This window comes from Pseudomonas ceruminis (assembly GCF_021602025.1).
GTDB lineage: Bacteria > Pseudomonadota > Gammaproteobacteria > Pseudomonadales > Pseudomonadaceae > Aquipseudomonas > Aquipseudomonas ceruminis.
The window spans coordinates 25,680-45,527 of record NZ_BQHW01000024.1 but is presented as its reverse complement, the minus strand read 5'-3'; the positions used below and the strand labels follow the sequence as shown (position 1 = coordinate 45,527).

At 57.2% G+C, this 19,848-nt stretch carries 14 protein-coding genes and 2 pseudogenes; 9 read left to right on the top strand and 7 right to left on the bottom strand.

Going from position 1 to position 19,848, the window contains the following annotated elements:
- Window positions 1-8: 8 nt before the first annotated feature.
- Window positions 9-2,075, bottom strand: coding sequence for an AsmA family protein (locus L6D80_RS23185; RefSeq protein WP_176515995.1), 2,067 nt, complete (start codon window positions 2,073-2,075; stop codon window positions 9-11).
- Between the two features lie 342 nt (window positions 2,076-2,417).
- Between L6D80_RS23185 and L6D80_RS23180 the strand changes: the two are divergent.
- From L6D80_RS23180 to L6D80_RS23170, 3 genes and pseudogenes are all read left to right on the top strand, one after another.
- Window positions 2,418-2,678, top strand: a pseudogene (locus L6D80_RS23180) (phage infection protein); the annotation flags it as partial.
- A gap of 134 nt (window positions 2,679-2,812) precedes the next feature.
- Window positions 2,813-3,445, top strand: coding sequence for a TetR family transcriptional regulator (locus L6D80_RS23175; RefSeq protein WP_054900206.1), 633 nt, complete (start codon window positions 2,813-2,815; stop codon window positions 3,443-3,445).
- Between the two features lie 107 nt (window positions 3,446-3,552).
- Entirely contained in the window at window positions 3,553-4,650 is a 1,098-nt protein-coding gene (locus tag L6D80_RS23170) for an AGE family epimerase/isomerase (protein ID WP_176515999.1), read from the top strand.
- 36 nt (window positions 4,651-4,686) lie between these two features.
- On the opposite strand, the gene L6D80_RS23165 is transcribed toward L6D80_RS23170, so the two are convergent.
- The 6 genes from L6D80_RS23165 to L6D80_RS23140 form a co-directional block, all read right to left on the bottom strand.
- Window positions 4,687-5,454: an SDR family oxidoreductase gene (locus tag L6D80_RS23165; RefSeq protein WP_054900208.1), complete on the bottom strand. Its 768-nt coding sequence runs from the start codon at window positions 5,452-5,454 to the stop codon at window positions 4,687-4,689.
- Between the two features lie 607 nt (window positions 5,455-6,061).
- Entirely contained in the window at window positions 6,062-6,778 is a 717-nt protein-coding gene (locus L6D80_RS23160; RefSeq protein WP_176516001.1) for an ABC transporter ATP-binding protein, read from the bottom strand.
- Window positions 6,775-7,650 carry an ATP-binding cassette domain-containing protein gene (locus tag L6D80_RS23155; protein WP_054900210.1) on the bottom strand — a complete coding sequence of 292 codons (876 nt, stop codon included), beginning with the start codon at window positions 7,648-7,650 and terminating at the stop codon, window positions 6,775-6,777. Before L6D80_RS23155 ends, L6D80_RS23160 begins: the two co-directional genes overlap by 4 nt.
- Window positions 7,647-8,948, bottom strand: a complete 1,302-nt coding sequence (gene livM / locus L6D80_RS23150; protein ID WP_054900211.1) for a high-affinity branched-chain amino acid ABC transporter permease LivM — start codon at window positions 8,946-8,948, stop codon at window positions 7,647-7,649. Before livM ends, L6D80_RS23155 begins: the two co-directional genes overlap by 4 nt.
- Window positions 8,949-8,950: 2 nt before the next feature.
- Window positions 8,951-9,865 (bottom strand): ABC transporter permease subunit, encoded by a 915-nt coding sequence (locus L6D80_RS23145; protein ID WP_054900212.1) that lies wholly within the window; start codon window positions 9,863-9,865, stop codon window positions 8,951-8,953.
- A gap of 155 nt (window positions 9,866-10,020) precedes the next feature.
- Complete coding sequence (locus L6D80_RS23140) at window positions 10,021-11,157, bottom strand: branched-chain amino acid ABC transporter substrate-binding protein (protein ID WP_176516003.1); 1,137 nt, start codon at window positions 11,155-11,157, stop codon at window positions 10,021-10,023.
- Window positions 11,158-11,625: 468 nt separating this feature from the next.
- Between L6D80_RS23140 and pncB the strand changes: the two genes are divergently transcribed.
- From pncB to L6D80_RS23110, 6 genes and pseudogenes are all read left to right on the top strand, one after another.
- Window positions 11,626-12,831 (top strand): nicotinate phosphoribosyltransferase, encoded by a 1,206-nt coding sequence (gene pncB, locus L6D80_RS23135; protein WP_054900214.1) that lies wholly within the window; start codon window positions 11,626-11,628, stop codon window positions 12,829-12,831.
- A 3-nt stretch (window positions 12,832-12,834) separates the two neighbouring features.
- Window positions 12,835-13,359: pseudogene (gene nadE / locus L6D80_RS23130) on the top strand (NAD(+) synthase); the annotation flags it as partial.
- A 128-nt stretch (window positions 13,360-13,487) separates the two neighbouring features.
- Window positions 13,488-14,750, top strand: coding sequence for a tyrosine-type recombinase/integrase (locus L6D80_RS23125; protein ID WP_173891249.1), 1,263 nt, complete (start codon window positions 13,488-13,490; stop codon window positions 14,748-14,750).
- 2 nt (window positions 14,751-14,752) lie between these two features.
- Complete coding sequence (locus tag L6D80_RS23120; protein ID WP_173891750.1) at window positions 14,753-17,179, top strand: tyrosine-type recombinase/integrase; 2,427 nt, start codon at window positions 14,753-14,755, stop codon at window positions 17,177-17,179.
- On the top strand, window positions 17,179-19,290 hold the full coding sequence (locus L6D80_RS23115; protein WP_173891250.1) for a site-specific integrase: 2,112 nt from the start codon (window positions 17,179-17,181) through the stop codon (window positions 19,288-19,290). The genes L6D80_RS23120 and L6D80_RS23115 overlap by 1 nt, the downstream gene beginning before the upstream one ends.
- On the top strand, window positions 19,287-19,790 hold the full coding sequence (locus L6D80_RS23110; protein ID WP_173891251.1) for a hypothetical protein: 504 nt from the start codon (window positions 19,287-19,289) through the stop codon (window positions 19,788-19,790). The genes L6D80_RS23115 and L6D80_RS23110 overlap by 4 nt, the downstream gene beginning before the upstream one ends.
- Window positions 19,791-19,848: the final 58 nt, after the last annotated feature.

Genomic DNA, 19,848 nt, shown 5'->3' with positions numbered 1-19,848 from the left:
CCCTGCATTCACTTCTTGCCCTTCACCGCAGCCGGCGCCTTGCCGGCTTTCATCTGCTGCAGCAGCGGCGTGCACTGGTTAGGCTCATCACCACTGCTCGGCGCCACGAGCGCCAGCAACCCTGCCGCAGGCCCCGCCACTACACCCAATGCGACCATGCCCGCACCGCGCAACGCCAGCGGTACCGCCTGTACGCCGGCGCTGGGCTTGGCAAACGCACCACGCACATACAGCGGCGAGCGCAGCGAGAACAGCCGCAAGCCTTTCGACTCCGGGGTGATCTTCAGATCAAGCTGTTCACTGGCAAAGTTGGCAGTGCCATTGATGTAGATGATCGCGTTCTCAGTATCGAAGATGAACAACCGGGTAGTAGCGAGGCCATCCTTGATACCGACGTCGGCGGCGGCGCAGTTGATCTGTACATCTTCGTCGCCGAACAGCTTGCCAATCACGTAGTTGCCCACGTTCAACCCGGCGATCTCCATCAGGCTTCGGCTGACGGCACCATCGTTGATCAACATGCGCAGGTCGCCATTGGCGGTGCCCAGCAACGCCGCCACCGAGTTGCCACGGCCGCTAATATCAGCATCGCCGTTGAGCTCGCCAAAGCTGGTCTGCATGGGCGCAAAGGTGGGGAACAGCTGCTTGAGCTTGAAGCCACGCGCGGTCAGTTGAGCGCGCCCCTGCAGAGGTACGCTGCGGCCATCCAGACGGATCTTGGAAGCGAGGTTGCCACCGGCGACGCCAAAGCGCAGCGGCTCCAGACGCAGCAGGCCATCGTCGAGGATCACGTGCGCCGCAAGGTCGTTGAACGGCAACTGCTCACTGTGGACGATGCGCTTGCCGGCGAACTCGACGTCGGCGTCCATGGCGCGCCAGCGTTCGGTACGGAACTCTTCCACCGGCAGCACCTTGTCCGTCGGCTGCTTGCTGGCACCGCCGCGAGCCTTCTGTTCAGCGTTGGAGTCGGCACCGATCAGCGGCGCCAGGTCCTTGAACAACAGCTGGTTGGAGACCAGCTTGCCGGAGAGCTTGGGCCGCGGCTGGCTGGCGACAAAGGCCAGGTCGCCATGGATGTCGCTGTCACCGATCTTGCCGTTGAAGCCCTGGTAATTGAAGGTTGCGCCCTGCGCTGCATGCAGGTTGGCAGTCAGGTGGCCGTCGGTTTCGTAGGCAGGTGTATCCGGCAGCGTCACTCCCGTCAGCGGGTAGAGGTTGCCCAGGCTGGCCCCGGACAGGCGCAGGCGCAGGTCAAGGGCGCCGAGGTTACGTGGGTCAGTGAGGGTGCCGGCAAGCACCACGTGGGTATCGGCGATGCGCACGTCGGCCTGCAGCGGGAAGGGCTGGCTGGCGTCCTGCAATGCCAGCAAGCCGCCGATCTTGCCGGTGCCGGATACCGGCTGGTCTTTGTAACGGCCCTGGGCCTTGAGCCCGAATGCATAATCCTGCGCGCCGCCAGCCTTTTCCGCACGCGCCTTGCCCACGATATCGCTGAACGGGATAGGCTTGCCCAGTGGGTCGATCTGCACCTTCATGGTGGTTTTCAGGGTCTGGTCGTCGAAGCTGACATTGCCTTGGTCAAACCCGATGGCGCCGATGTCCAACTGCCATTTGGAAGGGGGCTCGTTCTCATCCTTAGGACCCAGGTCGAAGTTCCAGTTGGCGCGGCCATCGGCCAGGCGCGTCAAGCTGGCTGTCGGTTTGACCAGGTCGATGCGCGGGATGACGACCTGCTGGAACACCAGCGGCAACAGTGCCAGGCGAAACTCCACGCGTTCAAGCCCGACCATCTTCGGCTCTTTGAGCCAGTCAGGGTTGCCCAGGGTGAGGTCTTCAGCCGTGAAGTGCGGCCACGGCACCCAAGCGCGCCAGCCACCCTCCTGCGGCTCGGTGCGCCAGTGCACCGCGAGGTTGCCATTGATTGCGAAGGGCCGGTGCAGCGCTGCGGAAACCTTCTCGTTCAACAGCGGCTTGACGCGGTTCCAGTCGAAGGTGGCGATCACAACCACCAATATCGCCAGTAGGGTCAGCAGGGTGGTAAGGGTCCAGACGAGGATTCTGGTGGGACGCGTCATTGCGTGATTCTCCTGACGACATGGCGCAAAACGGGCGCAACGATGGCACTTAATAGCTCGGACTGATGAAAACCGCCTGGGTTTTATCGAAGTCCTTCATCATAGCGAAGTTTTTCCTGGCTTCTTGCTCAGCTTTTGGTCGCCCACCACGAGGCGAGCCATGCGGAACACCTACTGGCTAACGGCCGCATATCGCCTTGAAACAGGCGTGCCAGAGGGGTCTCCAAGCCCTATCAATACCGTCGATTGTTACCATTATCCGTATGAACTTCTTTCTGGCGTTACCGGGCGTAGCATTGGCTTCGTACCCACTTTCCAGCCCCCTAGAGGAGCACCGAAACCATGAAACGCCACCTGCTGACCCTGACCCTGTCGATTCTTGCTGCCAACGCCTTTGCCCTGCCCGCTGCCGACCAGCACCTGACCGCCGAATCGCGCTCCAGCGCCACTGAAGTTGCCCAGCCGTTGAAAACCGTAGCCGAAGGGGGTTCGGATCGGTTGATCGAGCGCTCCGGCCGTGTGGCCGAAGGTGGCTCGGACCGCCTGATCGAGCGCTCCGGCCGTGTGGCCGAAGGCGGCGCGGATCGCCTGGTCGAAATCAGCCATGTGAGCTGACTGACATGGCCGAAAAGAACAATCCACAGCACAGTGCCTGCTCCCCTCCAAGCCCGGTCCATTGACCGGGCTTCGTTTTTTTATCTAGAGTGCCCAGCCTCACCTTCACAGAAGCCTGCACCATGCTGCCGCGCGCCGAACAGAAGCTACTGACTCGCCAGGCCTTGCTCGATGCGGCCTGCCAGCTTATGGAGAGCGGCCGTGGCTTCGGCAGCATCAGCTTGCGCGAGGTGGCCAAGGCCGCCGGCATCGTGCCCACCGGTTTCTACCGCCACTTCCCGGACATGGACGCCTTGGGCCTGGCGCTGGTCGCCGAGGTCGATGCCACCTTCCGCCAGACCATTCGCCTGGTGCGGCAGAACGAGTTCGAGCTCGGCGGCATCACCGACGCCTCGGTGCGCATCTTCCTCGACGTGGTAGCCGCGCACCGCGCCCAATTCCTGTTTCTGGCCCGCGAGCAGTACGGTGGCGCACAGGCGGTACGCCAGGCCATCGCCGGCCTTCGCCAAGGCATCAGCAACGACCTGGCCACGGACCTTGCGCGCATGAAACGCTGGCAGCACCTGGACGGCGCGGCGCTGGCCGTGATGGCTGACCTGGTGGTGAAGACCGTGTTCGCCACCCTACCAGAGCTCATCGACAACCCGCAGCCAGGTTATCCACAGGCATTGACTGCGCAGGAAAAGATCACCCAGCAGTTGCGCTTCATTTTCGTCGGTGCGCGGCATTGGCAGGGGCTGGGTAGCCCAGGCTGATCGGCTGGCGGCGCGGGCCACTTCGCGGGTAAACCTGGCCTGCCCAGACAACCCGAAACCCCACTTCTGCTACCATGGCGCACTGCCCGATTGTGACGAGCGCATTCATGTCCGACCCCCGCCCCACCCTGCCCGAACTGGCCCGCTTCACCCAGCACGTTGCCGAACGTATCGTGCCGCTGTGGCAAGGCCCAGGCTGGAACGCCGAGATGGCACTGCCCTACGAAGCCCTGGATGCCCAGCACCACCCGTTGCCTGCCCAGCGCTACCGGGCAATGGCCTGTGCTCGCCAGCTGTACCTGTTCAGCAGCCGTATCGAGCAACCGGGCGCGGCGGAGCGGGCCGCAGCGCTGTTCCGTTCGTTGCAGCGGCATTTCCACGACGCCGAGCACGGCGGCTGGTTCTACAGCATCGATGCCCAAGGTAAGCCACTGGATCGGCGCAAGGACCTCTACACCCATGCCTTCATCGTCTTCGCCTGCGCTCATTATTGGGGCCAAGTGCGCGAACCCCTGGTGGAATCTGCGCTCGATGCCGCCCTGGAAATCGTCGCCGGGCAGTTCGCGCGTGACGACGGGCTGTACGAAGCCAGCCTCGGCGAGGACTGGTCCGACTTGGGCAGTGGCCCGCTGCAGAACCCGCTGATGCACTTGGCCGAAGCCTTCCTGCAAGTGCTTGCCGTGCGAGAAGATGAAGGCGTGCAGCACGCGTTGCTGCAGCTGTGCGACGCCCTGCAGGCGCACTTCATCGAGCCACAGCACGGATTGATGCTGGAAAAACCCCATGGCGCTGTGGATAACTGGTTCGAGCCGGGGCATCAGTTCGAGTGGTTCTATCTGCTGGCGACTTCACCGCTGCTGCGCGGCACGCCCTTGCATGGCTCGATCGCCCGGGCTTTCGACTATGCAGAACAGTACGGGGTAAAAGATGCCGCTGTACTGGCGATGCTGAATGTGGACGGCGAGGTACTCGATGCGACCCAGCGGATCTGGGCGCAGGCGGAGTATCTACGGGCGCTGGTATTGCGCTCGGGGAGTGAGGTGAAGCTGCTTGCGCAATTGAAAGCGATGGAACAGCGGTTTTTGCATGACGGCGGCTGGTACGAGTGCCGGGATGGCGAAGGGGCTGTCAGCCGGCACGACATGCCCTCGACAACGCCCTATCACCTGGCGACCTGCCTGGAAGGTTTGCAGCGCCTGAGCTGACCTCTTCGCGAGTACGCTCGCGAAGAGGTCTCGGGTTCAGCCCTTGGCCGAACGGTCGATCGAGAACCCTGCCCAGTCCTGGCTCACCGGCATCAGTTCCAGGCTGTTGATGTTGATGTGCGCCGGCTGGTTGAGGATCCAGAAGATGGTCTCGGCGATGTCCTGCGGCTGGATCGGTTCGGCGCCTGCGTACGTGGCGTCGTACTTGGCCTGGTCACCACCGAAACGCACCAGCGAGAATTCGCTCTCGCACAGCCCCGGCTCGATGTTGCTGACACGCACGCCAGTGCCGCGCAGGTCACAGCGCAGGCTCAGCGAAAACTGGCCGACGAATGCCTTGGTGCCGCCATACACGTTGCTGCCTGGGTACGGGTAATTGCCCGCCACCGACCCCACGTTGAGAATCGACGCGCCCCGGCCGTGTGCGATCAGGCGTGGCAGCAGCAAGCGGGTGGTGTAGATCAACCCCTTGATGTTGGTGTCGACCATGGTTTCCCAGTCGTCCAGGCTGCAGTTCTGTGCCGCATCGACACCCAGCGCCAGGCCGGCATTGTTGACCAGCCCACGCAGCTTGTCGAAGCCGGACGGCAGGTTGGCGATGGCGTGCTCCATGGCCTTGCGGTCACGCACATCCAGCACCAGGCCGTGCACTTCGGTCTTGGCCGACAGTTCGGCGCACAGGGCATCCAGGCGCTCCTTGCGACGGCCGGTCAGGACCAGCTTCCAGCCCGCGTCGGCGAAACGGCGTGCGGTGGCCTCGCCAAAACCGGAAGTTGCGCCAGTGATGAATACGGTGGAGGTCATGCTCTGTTCCTCGTAGATGGGTTGTCGTCGGCAGGGTTTGCAGCATGCCCTTGCCGCGCGCTGTCAGCAAGCCATTCAAACACCTGGTTATTTTTTGAACACTTGCTGCAAAGGCCCGTGCCAGAGCGCTCGGCGCCAGCTATGCGCATGTTATCCACAGGGCTTTCCCCACGGATTGGGGGCAAGTCAGTTACCGCGCAGAACCCTTTCAGCGCATTACCGCTGCGGACAGCGCTCCGATGATGGCGCAACGCTTTCAACCATGCCGCTTGCAGCGGTCTGTCCAAGGGTTTTTCACAGAGTTACCCACAGCCTTTGGCTGCGCTGCCAGGTAGCAACCCTGTGCACAAAAATGCCTGAAAAATCATCCACAAAGGGCATGTGATCAAAATATGACCAGCGCCCTGCAGGCCTTGAAGCCAAAGGGTTTCAGCGAGATGCCACCATGTTTTCCACAGGCGGTTCCACATTATCCGTGGAAAACAAACAGCCTGTGGAAACAAGGGCTTGCGAGGGGATCATAGGAGGGTTCTGGAACGCGATGCGACAAGTTGTCCACATCCGCTTCAGCGCAGGCTGGGGCCGCTGTGCGACCCCAGCTTACAATTCAGTGCCCGCCTAGATAGGCATTGCGCACCTCTTCATTCACCAGCAACTCCTGCCCCGTCCCGGTCATGCGAATCTGCCCGTTGACCATCACATAGGCCCGGTCCGACAGCTTCAGCGCATGGTTGGCGTTTTGCTCCACCAAGAAGATGGTCATCCCGGTCTTGGCCAGCTCGCGCAGGGTGGCGAAGATCTGCTTGACCACAATCGGCGCCAGCCCCAGCGAAGGCTCGTCCAGCAGCAGCAGTTTCGGCCGGCTCATCAGCGCCCGGGCGATGGCCAGCATCTGCTGCTCACCGCCAGACATGGTCATGGCGCGCTGGTTACGGCGCTCCTTGAGCCGGGGAAACAACTCGAACATGCGCTGCATGTCCTCGCTGGCATATTTGTCACCGATGGGGATGGTGCCCATCATCAGGTTCTCCTCGACGGTCATGTCGGGGAACACCCGCCGCCCTTCCGGCGATTGGGCAATGCCATTGGAGGCGATGTAGTGCGACGACTTGCGGGTGATGTCGGTGCCGCGGTACACGATGTGCCCGGCCGCCGCACGGGGTTGGCCGAAGATCGACATCAGCAGGGTCGACTTGCCGGCACCGTTGGCGCCGATCAGGCTGACCGTCTCGCCTTCGTTGATGTACATCGAGACCTTCTTCAGTGCCTGGATCGGCCCATAGAACACATCCAGGTCTTTAAGCTCGAGAATGGGTGCACTCATACCAGTTCCTCTTCGTCGGCACCCAGGTAGGCGGCAATCACCGTCGGGTTGTGGCGGATATCCTGCGGCGCGCCTTCGGCAATCACGTTGCCGTGGTCAAGCACGACAATATGGTCGGAAATGCTCATGACCATGCCCATGTCGTGTTCGATCAGCACCACGGTGATGTCGTGCTCGTCGCGCAGCACACGGATCATGCGGCTCAGCGCCTCGGTCTCCTGCGGGTTGAGGCCGGCGGCCGGTTCGTCCAGGCAGATGATCTTTGGCCGCGTGCACATGGCCCGGGCGATCTCCAGCCGGCGCTGCTGGCCATACGACAACTCGCCGGCCAGGCGGTTGGCGCAATCGACCAGGTCGACCACCTCCAGCCAATAGAAGGCGTGGTCCAGGGCATCGCTCTCGGCCTTGCGGTAAGCCTTGGTATTGAGCACGCCGGCCAGCAGGTTGCGGTTCACCCACATGTGCTGGGCCACCAGCAGGTTTTCCACCACGGACATTTCCTTGAACAGGCGAATGTTCTGGAACGTGCGCGCCAGGCCTGCGCGGTTGACCAGGTGGGTGCCGCCGAACATCTTGTAGTACAGGCGGTTGGCAAAGCGCGCCGGCGAGACGAAGTCCGCCGCCTGGAAGCGCTCACCCAGCAACTGGATGACGTTGGTGTGGCTGCCCCGCACGTTCAGCTCGATACGCCCGCCACTGGCCTTGTAGAACCCGGTCAGGCAGTTGAACACGGTGGTCTTGCCGGCGCCGTTGGGGCCGATCAGGGCGAAGATCTGGTTGCGCTTGACCTTGAGGCTGACATCGCTGAGCGCTTTGATGCCACCGAACTGCATCATCAGGTTGTCGACCGAAAGAATGATTTCGTCGCTCATGGCGCCACTCCTTTACGCGGAACCACACCCGTGCGGCTGATGCGGATCAGCCCTCGCGGTCGCCAGATCATCATCAGCACCATCAGCACGCCGAACAGCAGCACCCGGTATTCGGAGAAGCTGCGCAGCAGCTCCGGTGCCACGGTGAGCACGAAGGCCGCAATCACCACGCCAACGGTCGACCCCATGCCGCCGAGCACGACAATGGCGAGGATGAGCGCCGACTCGAAGAAGGTAAACGAGGACGGGTTGACGAAGCCCTGGTAGGTGGCGAAGAAGACCCCTGCCAGGCCTGCAGTGGAGGCGCCCAGGGTAAAGGCCGAGAGCTTTACCAGCACGTGGTTCAGGCCCATCGAGCGGCAGGCGATCTCGTCTTCACGCAGCGCTTCCCAGGCGCGGCCGACCGGCATGCGGGTCAACCGGTGCTTGATGTACAGCACCGCCAGCACGACCAGGAACAGCACAGCGTAGATGAAGACGAACTTCAGGTTGGCGTTGTAGTCGATGCCGAGGAACTCGTGAATCGGCACCCCTCCGTCCTTGGCCCTGCGGCCGAACTCCAGGCCGAAGAAGGTGGGGGACGGCGCCGGCATGCCGTTCGGGCCGCCAGTGAACGACAGCCAGTTGTTCAGCACCAGGCGGATGATTTCACCAAAGCCCAGGGTCACGATCGCCAGGTAGTCACCGTGCATGCGCAACACTGGGAATCCGAGAATACACCCCGCCAACGCCGCAGCGATGGCCGCCAAGGGCAGCACGCTCCAGAAACCCAGGCCCAGGTACTGGTAGCCCAGCGCCAAGCCGTAGGCGCCGATGGCGTAGAACGCCACGTAACCCAGGTCGAGCAGGCCCGCCAGGCCGACCACGATGTTAAGGCCCAGGCCCAGCAAGACGTAGATCAGACCGAGGATCACCACCGTCAACAGGTACTTGTTGGCGAAGATCGGGAAGATGATGGCGATCACCACCAGCGCCGGGATGATGTAGCGCAGCCGCGACTTGTAGTCGGGGGCGTTTACGTGCACCCCCGAGCCTCCGCTGTCGAAGCCCTGGAGCATGCGCTGCCCCGTGGCAGTCTGCAGGTAGAGGCTGAGCAGGAAGCGCCCGACCATCACCCCACCCACCAGCCACGCCACACGGCGGGGTTCTGCATTGAAGCTGTAGCCGTCAAGCACCACGCCGACGACCGGGCCAAAGACAATGAGCGCCAGCAGGCCGGCGACAAGGGTCTCCAGCAGGCTGCGTTTGAGATCGAAACCCTTGGTTTCGGAAACAGGGGCAGTTTTGGCAGTGGACATGTTCACACCTTAGCCACGAGCGGGCGACCCAGCAGGCCTTGTGGGCGGAAGATAAGGATCATCACCAGCAGCGAGAAACTGAACACGTCCTTGTAGTCGGAGTTGATCAGGCCGGAGAACAGCGATTCGGAAATACCGAGAATGATCCCACCAAGCATGGCGCCGGGTAGCGAGCCGATGCCGCCGAGCACTGCAGCGGTGAACGCCTTGATGCCGATGATGAAGCCTGCATAGAAGTCGAAGGTGCCGTAGTTCATGGTGATCAGCACGCCCGCCAGCGCAGCCATCACCGCACCGATGACGAACACGTAGGAAATCACCCGGTCGGTGTTGATCCCCAGGATCGAAGCCATCTTGCGGTCTTGCTGGGTGGCACGGCACATGCGGCCGAGCTTGGTGTACTTGATGACGTAGGTCAGCAGCCCCATGCCCACGAAGGCGGCCACCAGGATGAAGATCTTGGTGTAGGTCAGTTGCACGAAGCCGGTGCCCACTTCGACACGCCAGGCCCCTTCAAGCAGGGTGGGAACCCCTTGCTGACGGGCGCCCTGGCTGATCTGCGCGTAGTTCTGCAGGATCAGCGAGATGCCGATGGCACTGATCAGTGGTGCCAGGCGGGTGGAGTTGCGTAGCGGTTTGTAAGCGATGCGTTCGATGGTGAAGCCATAGACGCCTGTCACGACGACGGTGAACAACAAGGTGCCCAACATCAGCAGGGGGAACGACTCGATACCGAAATAAGCCAGCAATGCCAGGCTGATCGCCGCCAGGTAAGCGGAGATCATGTACACCTCGCCGTGCGCGAAGTTGATCATGCCGATAATGCCATAGACCATTGTGTAGCCGATGGCGATCAGGCCATAGACCGACCCTAGGGTCAGGCCGTTGACCAGTTGCTGCAGGAAAATACCATCCATAACGCAATCTCACCTGATTGAGATTGCACGAGCGCCGACCACGGCGGGCTGGGTGCAGCGGCCCTCGCAGCGCAGAACTGTGCAGATCTACGGATAAAGACAGGTACCGCGGGGCTGCGGCCCGGGGCTTTGCGCGCCCGGGCCGTTAGCCGTTGTTATTTTTGTTTTTCCAGCTGGTGGTACTTGCCTTGGGCATCCCACTGGTAGACCACGTAGTCGGAGACGGTCAGGTCACCCTTGCTGTCCCACTTCTTCTCGCCCATGACAGTCTGCACCGGGTTGGCCTTGAGCCACTTGGCAGCGTCCTCGCCCTTGTTCGATTTGGCGCCATTGAAGGCCGCAGCCAGGGCTTGCAGCGAGGCGTAGGCGTACAGGGTGTAGCCTTCCGGCTCGGTGCCGGCCTTGCGGAACTCTTCCACTACCGCCTTGCTGTCTGGCAGCAGCCGTGGGTCGGCGCCGAAGGTCATGTACACGCCGTCGACGTACTGCGCGCCGCCGGCGGTAGCGACCAGCTCGTCGGTGACGATGCCATCATCGGACATGAACTTGACGTCCTTCAGGCCCTGCTCGCGCAGCTGGCGAACCAGTGGGCCGGCTTCCGGGTGCAGGCCGCCGAAATAGACCACGTCGGCGCCGGTGGAGCGGATTTTGGTGACCACGGCGCTGAAGTCTTTCTCACCGCGGGTCAGGCCTTCGTAAAGTACCGGCTTGACGCCGCGTTTCTCGAGCTGCGCCTTGGTCGCATCGGCCAGGCCCTGGCCGTAGGTGTCCTTGTCGTGCAGTACCGCCACCTTCTTGCCCTTGAGCACGTCGACGATGTAGTCACCGGCAACGATGCCCTGCTGGTCATCACGGCCGCACATGCGGAACATGGCGCTGAGCCCGCGCTCGGTCACTTGAGGGTTGGTGGAGCCTGGGGTGATGGCGATGATGCCCGCTTCGTCGTACACCTCGGACGCCGGGATGGTGTTGGATGAGCAGAAGTGGCCCACCACCCCGATCACCTTGTCCTGATCGGCCAGGCGGTTTGCCACGGCCACGGCCTGCTTCGGTTCGCAGGCATCGTCACCGGCGACCAGCACGATCTTTTCACCGTTGATACCCCCGGCCGCGTTGATCTTGTCGGCAGCCGCCTTGGCACCCTTCATGTACTGCTCGCCAAACGCTGCGTTGGCACCCGTCATGGGGCCCGCGACGCCGATCTTGACGTCGGCCTGAACATACGAAGAAACACCCAGTGCCGTAGCCACGGCCAGTGCCAGGAAACCTTTCTTGTAAAACGTCTGCGACATGAGGTGGTGCTCCTAGAGTTTTTTTTGGTTGGCACTACAACTTCTCAGCCCTGTGCTCTGAGCAAGGGCCGTGCCATTGGTTTTGTCTTCCGGGAAAACACACTGGGCGGGCGGCAGGCAGGCGACCGGCGGCCTTTTCTTTATTGAGCGTGCAACCGTCTGCCATGCGGCAGGCGCCACCACTCGTACAGACAAGGAGCAACCGTTCGGTGCCATCATTGCAACCCTGGCAAGTGTTTACGTGCAACCAGCCTGTAACCGCACACCGTCACCGAATTGCACACCGCTGGTGCGCGACTGCTACAGGCGGCACTGTTTCAAGGCTAGCTGGTGCACGAAAAAACACCTGTTTTGCCCGTTATGCCCCTGTCGCCGGCCAGCTGGCTTGCCGGGGATGAGGCCGGTACTGACACAACAACGATGAAAAGGCTGGCACAATGTCCGCCATTCGCCGCTTTGGAGCCCCTGATGAGCGAGAGCGCTTTCGCCGAGCACATCGTGCACAACCTGCTCGACACCGACTTTTACAAGCTCACCATGATGCAGGGGGTACTGCACAACTACCCGGACGCCGACGTGGAATGGGAGTTCCGTTGCCGCAATGGCGAAGACCTGCGCCCCTACCTGGGCGAGATTCGCAACCAGCTCGAGCGGCTCAGCGACCTTACCCTGGATGATGGCCAGCTGGCCTTCCTCGAACGCATCAGCTTCCTCAAGCCAGACTTTCTGCGCTTTTTGCGCCTGTTCCGCTTCAACTTGCGTTATGTGCGCCTGGGCATCGAAAACGATCAGTTGGCCCTGCGCCTGCGTGGCCCCTGGTTGCATGTGATCCTCTTCGAAGTCCCGCTGCTGGCGATCATCAGCGAAGTGCGCAACCGCCACCTGCACCCCCACATGCGCCTGGCCGAAGCCCGCGACCAGCTGTACCGCAAATTCGACTGGTTGCGCGCCCATGCCAGCGACGACGAGCTGGCCGAGTTGCAGGTGGCCGACTTCGGCACCCGCCGGCGCTTTTCCGGCCGGGTGCAGGAAGAAGTCGTGCGCGTACTGCGCGACGACTTTCCGGCCCGTTTCGTGGGCACCAGCAACGTCGACCTGGCATGGAAACTGGATATCAGGCCACTGGGCACCATGGCCCACGAATGGATCATGGCCCACCAGCAGCTCGGCCCGCGGTTGATCGACAGCCAGATCGCCGCCCTCGACTGCTGGGTACGCGAGTACCGCGGCCTGCTCGGTATCGCCCTGACCGACTGCATCACCATGGACGCTTTCCTGAGCGATTTCGACCTGTACTTCGCCAAGCTGTTCGACGGCCTGCGCCATGACTCGGGCGAACCGGTGGCCTGGGCGGAGAAGGCCATCGCCCATTACCAGAAGCTGGGTATCGACCCCATGACCAAGACCCTGGTGTTTTCCGACGGCCTGAACCTTACCCGCTCACTGGAGATCTTCCGTGCGCTGCGCGGCCGCATCAATGTGAGTTTCGGTATCGGCACCAACCTGACCTGCGACATTCCGGGTGTGGCGCCGATGAACATCGTGCTTAAAATGACCGACTGCAACGGCTCGCCAGTGGCAAAAATCTCTGACGAAGCCGCCAAGACCCAGTGCCGCGACGACAATTTCGTCGCCTACATGCGTCACGTATTCAAAGTCCCCAGCAAGGAGTAACCCATGCAAGCGGTTCAGCAAGAGATTGCCCAGGCGCTGAAGGTACAGCCGCCGTTCGCGGACGCTGCAGCGCTTGAGGCCGAAGTCGCCCGGCGTGTGGCGTTCATCAAGGACTGCCTGGCCAACGCCCGGCTCAAGACGCTGGTGCTAGGCATCAGCGGTGGTGTCGATTCGCTGACCGCCGCCTTACTCGCCCAGCGCGCCATCAACGAGCTGCGCGCCGAAACAAGCGACCCGGCCTACCGTTTTATCGCCGTGCGCCTGCCGTACCAGGTGCAGCATGACGAGCATGACGCCCAGGCGTGCCTGGAAGTGATCAAGCCCGACGAAGTACACACTGTGGATATCGCCCCGGCAGTCCGGGCATTGGCGGCGGAAGTGGAGGCGTTGAAGAACGGCTCGCCGACGTTGGTGGACTTCGTGGTTGGCAACGTCAAGGCACGTACCCGGATGGTCGCCCAGTACACCATCGCTGGCGCCCGTGCCGGCCTGGTGATCGGTACTGACCACGCCGCCGAGGCAGTGATTTCTCCCCCCCTACACTAAAGTGCACAACCAGCCCTAATCCCCCCGCCCCAGGTGCTTTCCAAGAATTTCCATTTAGCGGAGAATGCACATCAGTAGCTGTTCAGCCGATGTGTAGGACACGACTAGAAATGAAGGTGATAGCAGTTCGAGGTGCGGAGTTAGATCTCAGCGAGTCAGTACTTGCACATGGGCCACTTCGGGAGCGGTTTCTCGCTCAGCCAGAGGGTGCCCAGCCAGTAGTTGAGGTAACAGGCAGCGCGCTGCTCGATGATGACGGACGCCTTTTTCCTTTAGTCTCCTCCTACCTAAGCCGTAACTACAGAAACACCCTTCTTGCCGATCCAACCGTCGTTTCCTATGGGCGACGAATTTCCTATCTACTGGCCGACCTAAAGGTCAGACCCGAATACGAAACCTGTGATCGAGACGATGCATTGCTGACGGTCGGCCTAGGCCATCTGGAGAGCTATCTCGCCAAACTCGACGCTGAAGGCCTAGCACCTAAGACGGTGCAAGGGAGAGACGCTGCCTACAGCCACCTCTTCTCTACCTACCTATGCAAGCGTTTCGGTGATTCACCAGCTATTCGGGCAGACAATCCCTATGAAGGTGGGGTGCTACGCCCAGGCAGCGCTAATACGCGAGGCATTGTTCAACCAACCAGCATGGCAGAGCTAGAAGCAGTAATCCTTAGCGCCCATTCGGAGCGGGAGCGGTGCTTGCTGCAAGCTATGTATGACTCTGGCATTCGCGTTTCAGAAGTCCCACGGATTACGCTCCAAGACGTTCGCGACGCCCTTGCTCATCAGACCCTGCACCTCGTCTCCCCAGAAACGAACATGCCTATCAACGCTGATTACTCACCTTTGAATATCAAAGGTAGTAAGGGTAGGAAGAATCACATCAAGCCCCGGTTAACCTTGATGAGCAGGACGTCCTTAGAGCGCATCGAGAAGTACCACCAGACGCCACTCTATCGTCGCTGCGCTCGTCGCTACAAAAGCCCGTCAGAGACCCCAGCATTCTTCAATGCAGAAGGCATGCCGTACAAGACGAAAAGCGTGGAAAAGCTACTTGAGCGTGTGAGCAAGCGTGCCCAAAGTTCGGGAAAGATAAAGCGGATGATATCACCGCATAAATTCCGTCATGGCGGAGCCTATCTAATGCTTGGCAGCCCGGATCTTGGAGGAAACTACGAGGAGAGGCTCGAATTGCTCTCCAAGGCTTTTGGTCACAACAGTAAAACGACGTCCGAGGGTTATACTCAGATACCCCACGACATCTACCAGAAGCTACGTAAGCCAGGCACTGAGCTGAAGACAAAGGCTGGCGAGATGAAGCTGCTCCGCGAGAGAACCACAAAGCGTATAAACACGAGTGATAAGAAGTGAAGATGCTGTCCGAACCCGGCCTAAACTCATTGGATATAACTCCACAAGTGGACGTATCCAAGCAAGCTAAGCGTGATATCGACGTCATCACTCTGTCGATTGAGTCTTGGGCAGAGAAAGTCAGAAAAAGTCGGCAGTCATTACTTACTGTTCAGCTTGGTCAGAAAGGGCCTCCCTGCTTAGCGTATACCTATCTCAAACGAGAGTTAGGCTGTGAGGAAAATGTGTACCGGTCACGGGCCGATATCATCAACACTGTTCTCCAAAAAATGATAGATGAGAACATCGTGGTTCTCGGTCATCCTTCTATAGCTAACGAGTGGCGTCGCAAACTGCTGCTTTGGTATGAGGGGCTTTCTGAAACAGAGAAAAAAGAGATCCCAATCTTTGGCCAGATTATTGCCTCCAAAGCCAGCCTTTACAAGATGGAAGGGATGAAAAACCTGAAATGGGCACGTGCGAATTTCCCATTGGTCGCTGAGACCTACGATTGGATAATTGCTGACCTAAAAAGCCTAGGTGTAATAAAAACTGATTATAAAACTGTTGCCGACAGAGAAACTGAAGCTAAACAAAAAAAGCTAGTTTCGCCGAAAAAACTATCCTATAGAAAGCTACTGCTTGAGCTAAGAGATATCCCTGTATCTTCCTACGAAGACCTGATTGCAGACGCCCCTGATTTTCCGTTCAAGAAACTACTTCATATATTTTCAGCTGCTTCCATGAAAAGCGGATCGGACTCCACAAAATTTAACTATAGTGAGGGATTTAGATATACTATAGAACACCTTAAAGAAAATGGACTTACAGGGAGCGAGGACACACGTGAGTATTTTCGCGCCAACTACCTTATTAGTTTTCGAAAATTCCTTGTTGGCAAAATAGAAAATAGCGGTCTCTCTACAGGCACTGCCGACTCATTGCTCTCTGCTGTGCGCTCAATGTACAAGCGTGCAATCAAAATCAAAGGACTCGGGCTGACGACCTTCATTGATATCGAAGGGTTCAAGACGCATCGTAAGACAGAAGAATACAGCCCCTACCCTTCCTCATTACGCAATCAAATTAAGCAGGCGTGCAACAACGAGCGAGTAAAGCTCAACAATCTTGCAAAGGATTATGTTCCCTTCGGCGGAGGGTGTGACCCGGTCGGTGACGATGGGGAGCTAAAGAGGGGGTTTGTATCTCTAGAAAACGCTCGCTGGATCTTCGAAAATAAACTCAGCTGTCAGATAATCGGTCCTGGAGCTGCGAGCCGCAACAACAAATACGAAAAATGCTTTATAAGAATTATGCAGTATATAGGCTTAGGCGTAGTCGGAACATATGAGAGCTGGGGTGTAATCTATCAAGTCACATCTCGACACATGGCTCCGTACATTACTCGGCTTGCTCAGATTACAGGCCTCAATGCCGACTCCCTAAAATCATTGAACGTTGAAGACTTTGTAGAACGTCATGAGCTGACCCAAAGACCGTATCTTCGTTACTGGAAAGAGCGCTCCGACGGAGAAAAACTGCTGCACTTAGACTTAATTGAAGCGGACATGACTTGGCTGACTGTCAATCAATGCAAAGAAGTAAAAGAAATCTTCGCGGAAGTTATTTTTCTGACACGCAACATCCGGAGCCGCGCAGACAAAAACACTAAAAGCAAACTATTCATTTATGAATCCAGAAAACAGAATGAGCAAGGCACAATAAAGTCCTTCGAGAACTCCACTGTTATTAATTTAGCAATGAATCAGTTTGCACGCGACAACGAACTAAAAAATGAAGATGGCAGCGACCTGAACATATCAGCGTCTCGACTTAGGCCAAGCTTGGTCGCCGAACTTATTGAACAAGGAGTTTCTCTACGAGAGATTCAAGTTATTCTCGGCCATAAGTCCCTGTCTACTACCATACAGTATCTCGACAAGCTCGAATTTAGCAAGACTGCGCGAGACATTCTTGAGACTGCGCTTGCAAAAATACACAAAGAGGCTGTTTCCCAAGAGCCACCGAAAAAGCAGCCTTCGAACGAAACCTCTTCGGCAGACAACCTAAGCACTTCAATCGCCATTAGCAATGGACTGATTAAATGTCGAAATGTATATGACCCCCCTGACGAAATCAAAAAACTTCCCACTTACAAAAAAGGGAGTGCCTGTTCACTATTGAATAAGTGCCTTTCGTGCAGCAACTCGATTATTACATCGTCACACCTGCCGGAACTTTTCGCAATGCGTCTGGAGTATCAGTCCATGATGGCAACAAGCACGATTGCACAGACTCCTTACGGCGCGATTATCAAAGAAAACCTTGAGATATTGGATAGTATCCTTACACCCTCAGAGCAGGGTTTTAGTGCAGAACAGCTTGATGAAGCAGAGCGTCTGTCAGAGCACGTCATCACCAGCCCCTTAATTGAAGGGGTAATACTCTGATGAATTTTGAGACCTTAGTTCGTAAAATTAAGTCCGTGCGACATCACTTTCTTCGGCATCTGGGCAGTGAGATCATCACAACCGTAGATCATTCCGAAAGTGGCTTAAATGCCCTGAGCTTGATGAAGGCGCTGATGGACCTTCCAGTCAGTAAAAAGAGTCGAGTAAAGGATTCTGTTTGGGATTTTGACGACGGGACCACCGCCCTAGCCAGAGATATCCAAGGCGCAAAATCCAGAATTGACTTTGCGGCATACACCAGCCTCAACGCTACCATTCTTTTCGAAATAAAAATGGCCATGCTATGCGTCTTAGAAATACCTGGCGCTCTACGAATCAGGGCCTCCCCTAAATCTTACAAGCCGCACACTATTCTTGATATATTTAAATCCACCATTCCATTCTTTGACCAAATGTCAGAGCGCAAGCGCTTGGAGCAAGGGGAGGATTTTTTCGAAAACTCATACTTTAGCCTTTCAGATTTCACAGAAAATGATTATGAAATAGAGGCCAGGCTATTCAAACGCTCTTTTCGCAGCGCCACAATGCAGGGGTTTAATATTCTCCGCTCTGACTTCATGCTCGAAAACGTACTTGCGGGCCCGTTAGCTCATGTCGAACTGGAAAGTTTAAGCTGGCAAAGCAATCGACTGAACAACAAGGAAACCAGAAAAAAGCTAAAATGGCTTCCAAATAAAGTATTTGAAAAATGTACTCGTGCAGCATCCTTTGCAGTAGTGGATTTCTTGAAGGCATTACAAGAGAATATTGCCGACACTGAAACTCTGAACCGCGTTAACCTTACCAGTTACGAAGAAGCAAAAAAAGTTAAACTCACGAGAAGATCCTATGACATTTACGTCTCAGTACGGATGGGGTCACGCGGATACAGTGGCAGGCAGATAATTCCATTCCTTTATAAAATGGATCAAAATTACTGGTCCCCGCTCATGCCAGGTCAATTTAAAGACAAGGAAGCCATCACTAAACTTACAAACACTCAGCTTAACAACGAATTTTACGAGTACATAACACACATCAACAATAGCGCCATTTATACAATCACCCAGTACACTGGCATGCGCCCGTCAGAACTTGCGGGTTGTCTTGCGGAGGATTGCCTGACAAGGGACGTATTTGGTCATTGGCTTATTGTTAGTACTGTCTTTAAGGGTCGAGAGGCGTACGGTAATCTGTTCGAGGACAAGTGGGTGGCAATTCCCGCTGTTCTTGACGCTGTGAAGGCCTTACGTATTCTAAACAGATTCAAGCAGAATCCGTTTCTAATCACGAACATGAACACAATCAAACCTTCTAAGCAAGAAGAAGCTAATTCGGTTAGTGGTTGTGGCCTGGGGCACCAACTCCAAGCATTTCTAATGAAGGTTCTGACACTCGAAGAATTTGAAAGCCTCGATTTCTCGCCCTATACGTTGCGGCACTCACTAGCAAATCAGATGTTCAGAGCGGCGGTGGGACTACCCTTCATTTCCTACCAGCTAAAGCATTTTGGTCACTTGGTTAGCAAGGTGGAACAGCGTCACCGTAAGACGGTTACAGTCGACTACGGCGGTATCGGTGATGCATTGGTCTCGGGGGGAGGCAGAGACGCACCTGCACGCTTTGATGCAGAGAGAGAGTTCATCGTCAATGCATGCGATCCAGATGGCGGATATGCTGGCGATAACGCAGATGCGCACCGCAGTCGCTTGGCAGCCTATTTCAAAGGTTATTTAGAGGCTGGCTACTCAAAAGATGAAATCTTTGATCGAATGGCTGAAATGAATTTTGCGGTTATCAATGTTGGCCAAGGTTACTGTTACGGCGGTGCGTCGGAAGAGCATGATGCTTCACTTCCTTGCATTGGCTCGCTACGGTGCAATCCGAATCGATGTAAGAACGCGGTTGTCACCGAGGCGAATGCTCCCAAGTGGCTTGAAGTTTACATTCAGAACTCACTTGCACTAAAAAAAATCGAAGGTGATTCAACTGAACCTTACCCTGATTTGAGAGCTTCTGGTGAAGTAGCAGACTCAATTGCACAATTAAAACTTGCAATCTCTGAAGCTGAAGGTGTACTGAGAAAGCTTGGCAGGGAGGTATCTATATGAGTTCAGCACCTTACGATAACAAAAACTCTGAAAATTTCGACGCTGTGACCTTCCGCTTAAACGAGGCGCTGGTGCGAATAGAAAAGGACTTTTCACTACCCGCCAAGGTTGCAACACTGGCAAAACTGGCAAATGTTCACCGAAATACAATTTATCAGCGAGAATGGCCAAGGAACGAGCTAGATCGCATAAAAGCAGCAAGAGAACAGGCCGAAAAGAGTCAAATAACTGACAGAGCCAGTATAAAGTCGCCCGATGAGCTTTTAGAGCTTAGCAAAATGGAGATCCTCTACTGGTTCACTCAGCTAGAAGATGCTAGAGCAAGTAATAAGTCCCTTATGGCCACCAACAAACAGACAGCATCCTCCCGCGACTATTACATGCGCGAGGCTATCAACAACAGGGAAGTTATCAACAGCCTAAAAGGCGACATCTCAAGACTCCAAAGCACAATAGCAGTACTTGAGGATGAAATCATGAAGCTCCAAAGTCGAGATTAAATCCTCAACTGACTATCCTGATAACCTACCGCTGTGATCGAACCTCCCTTAACCTTCG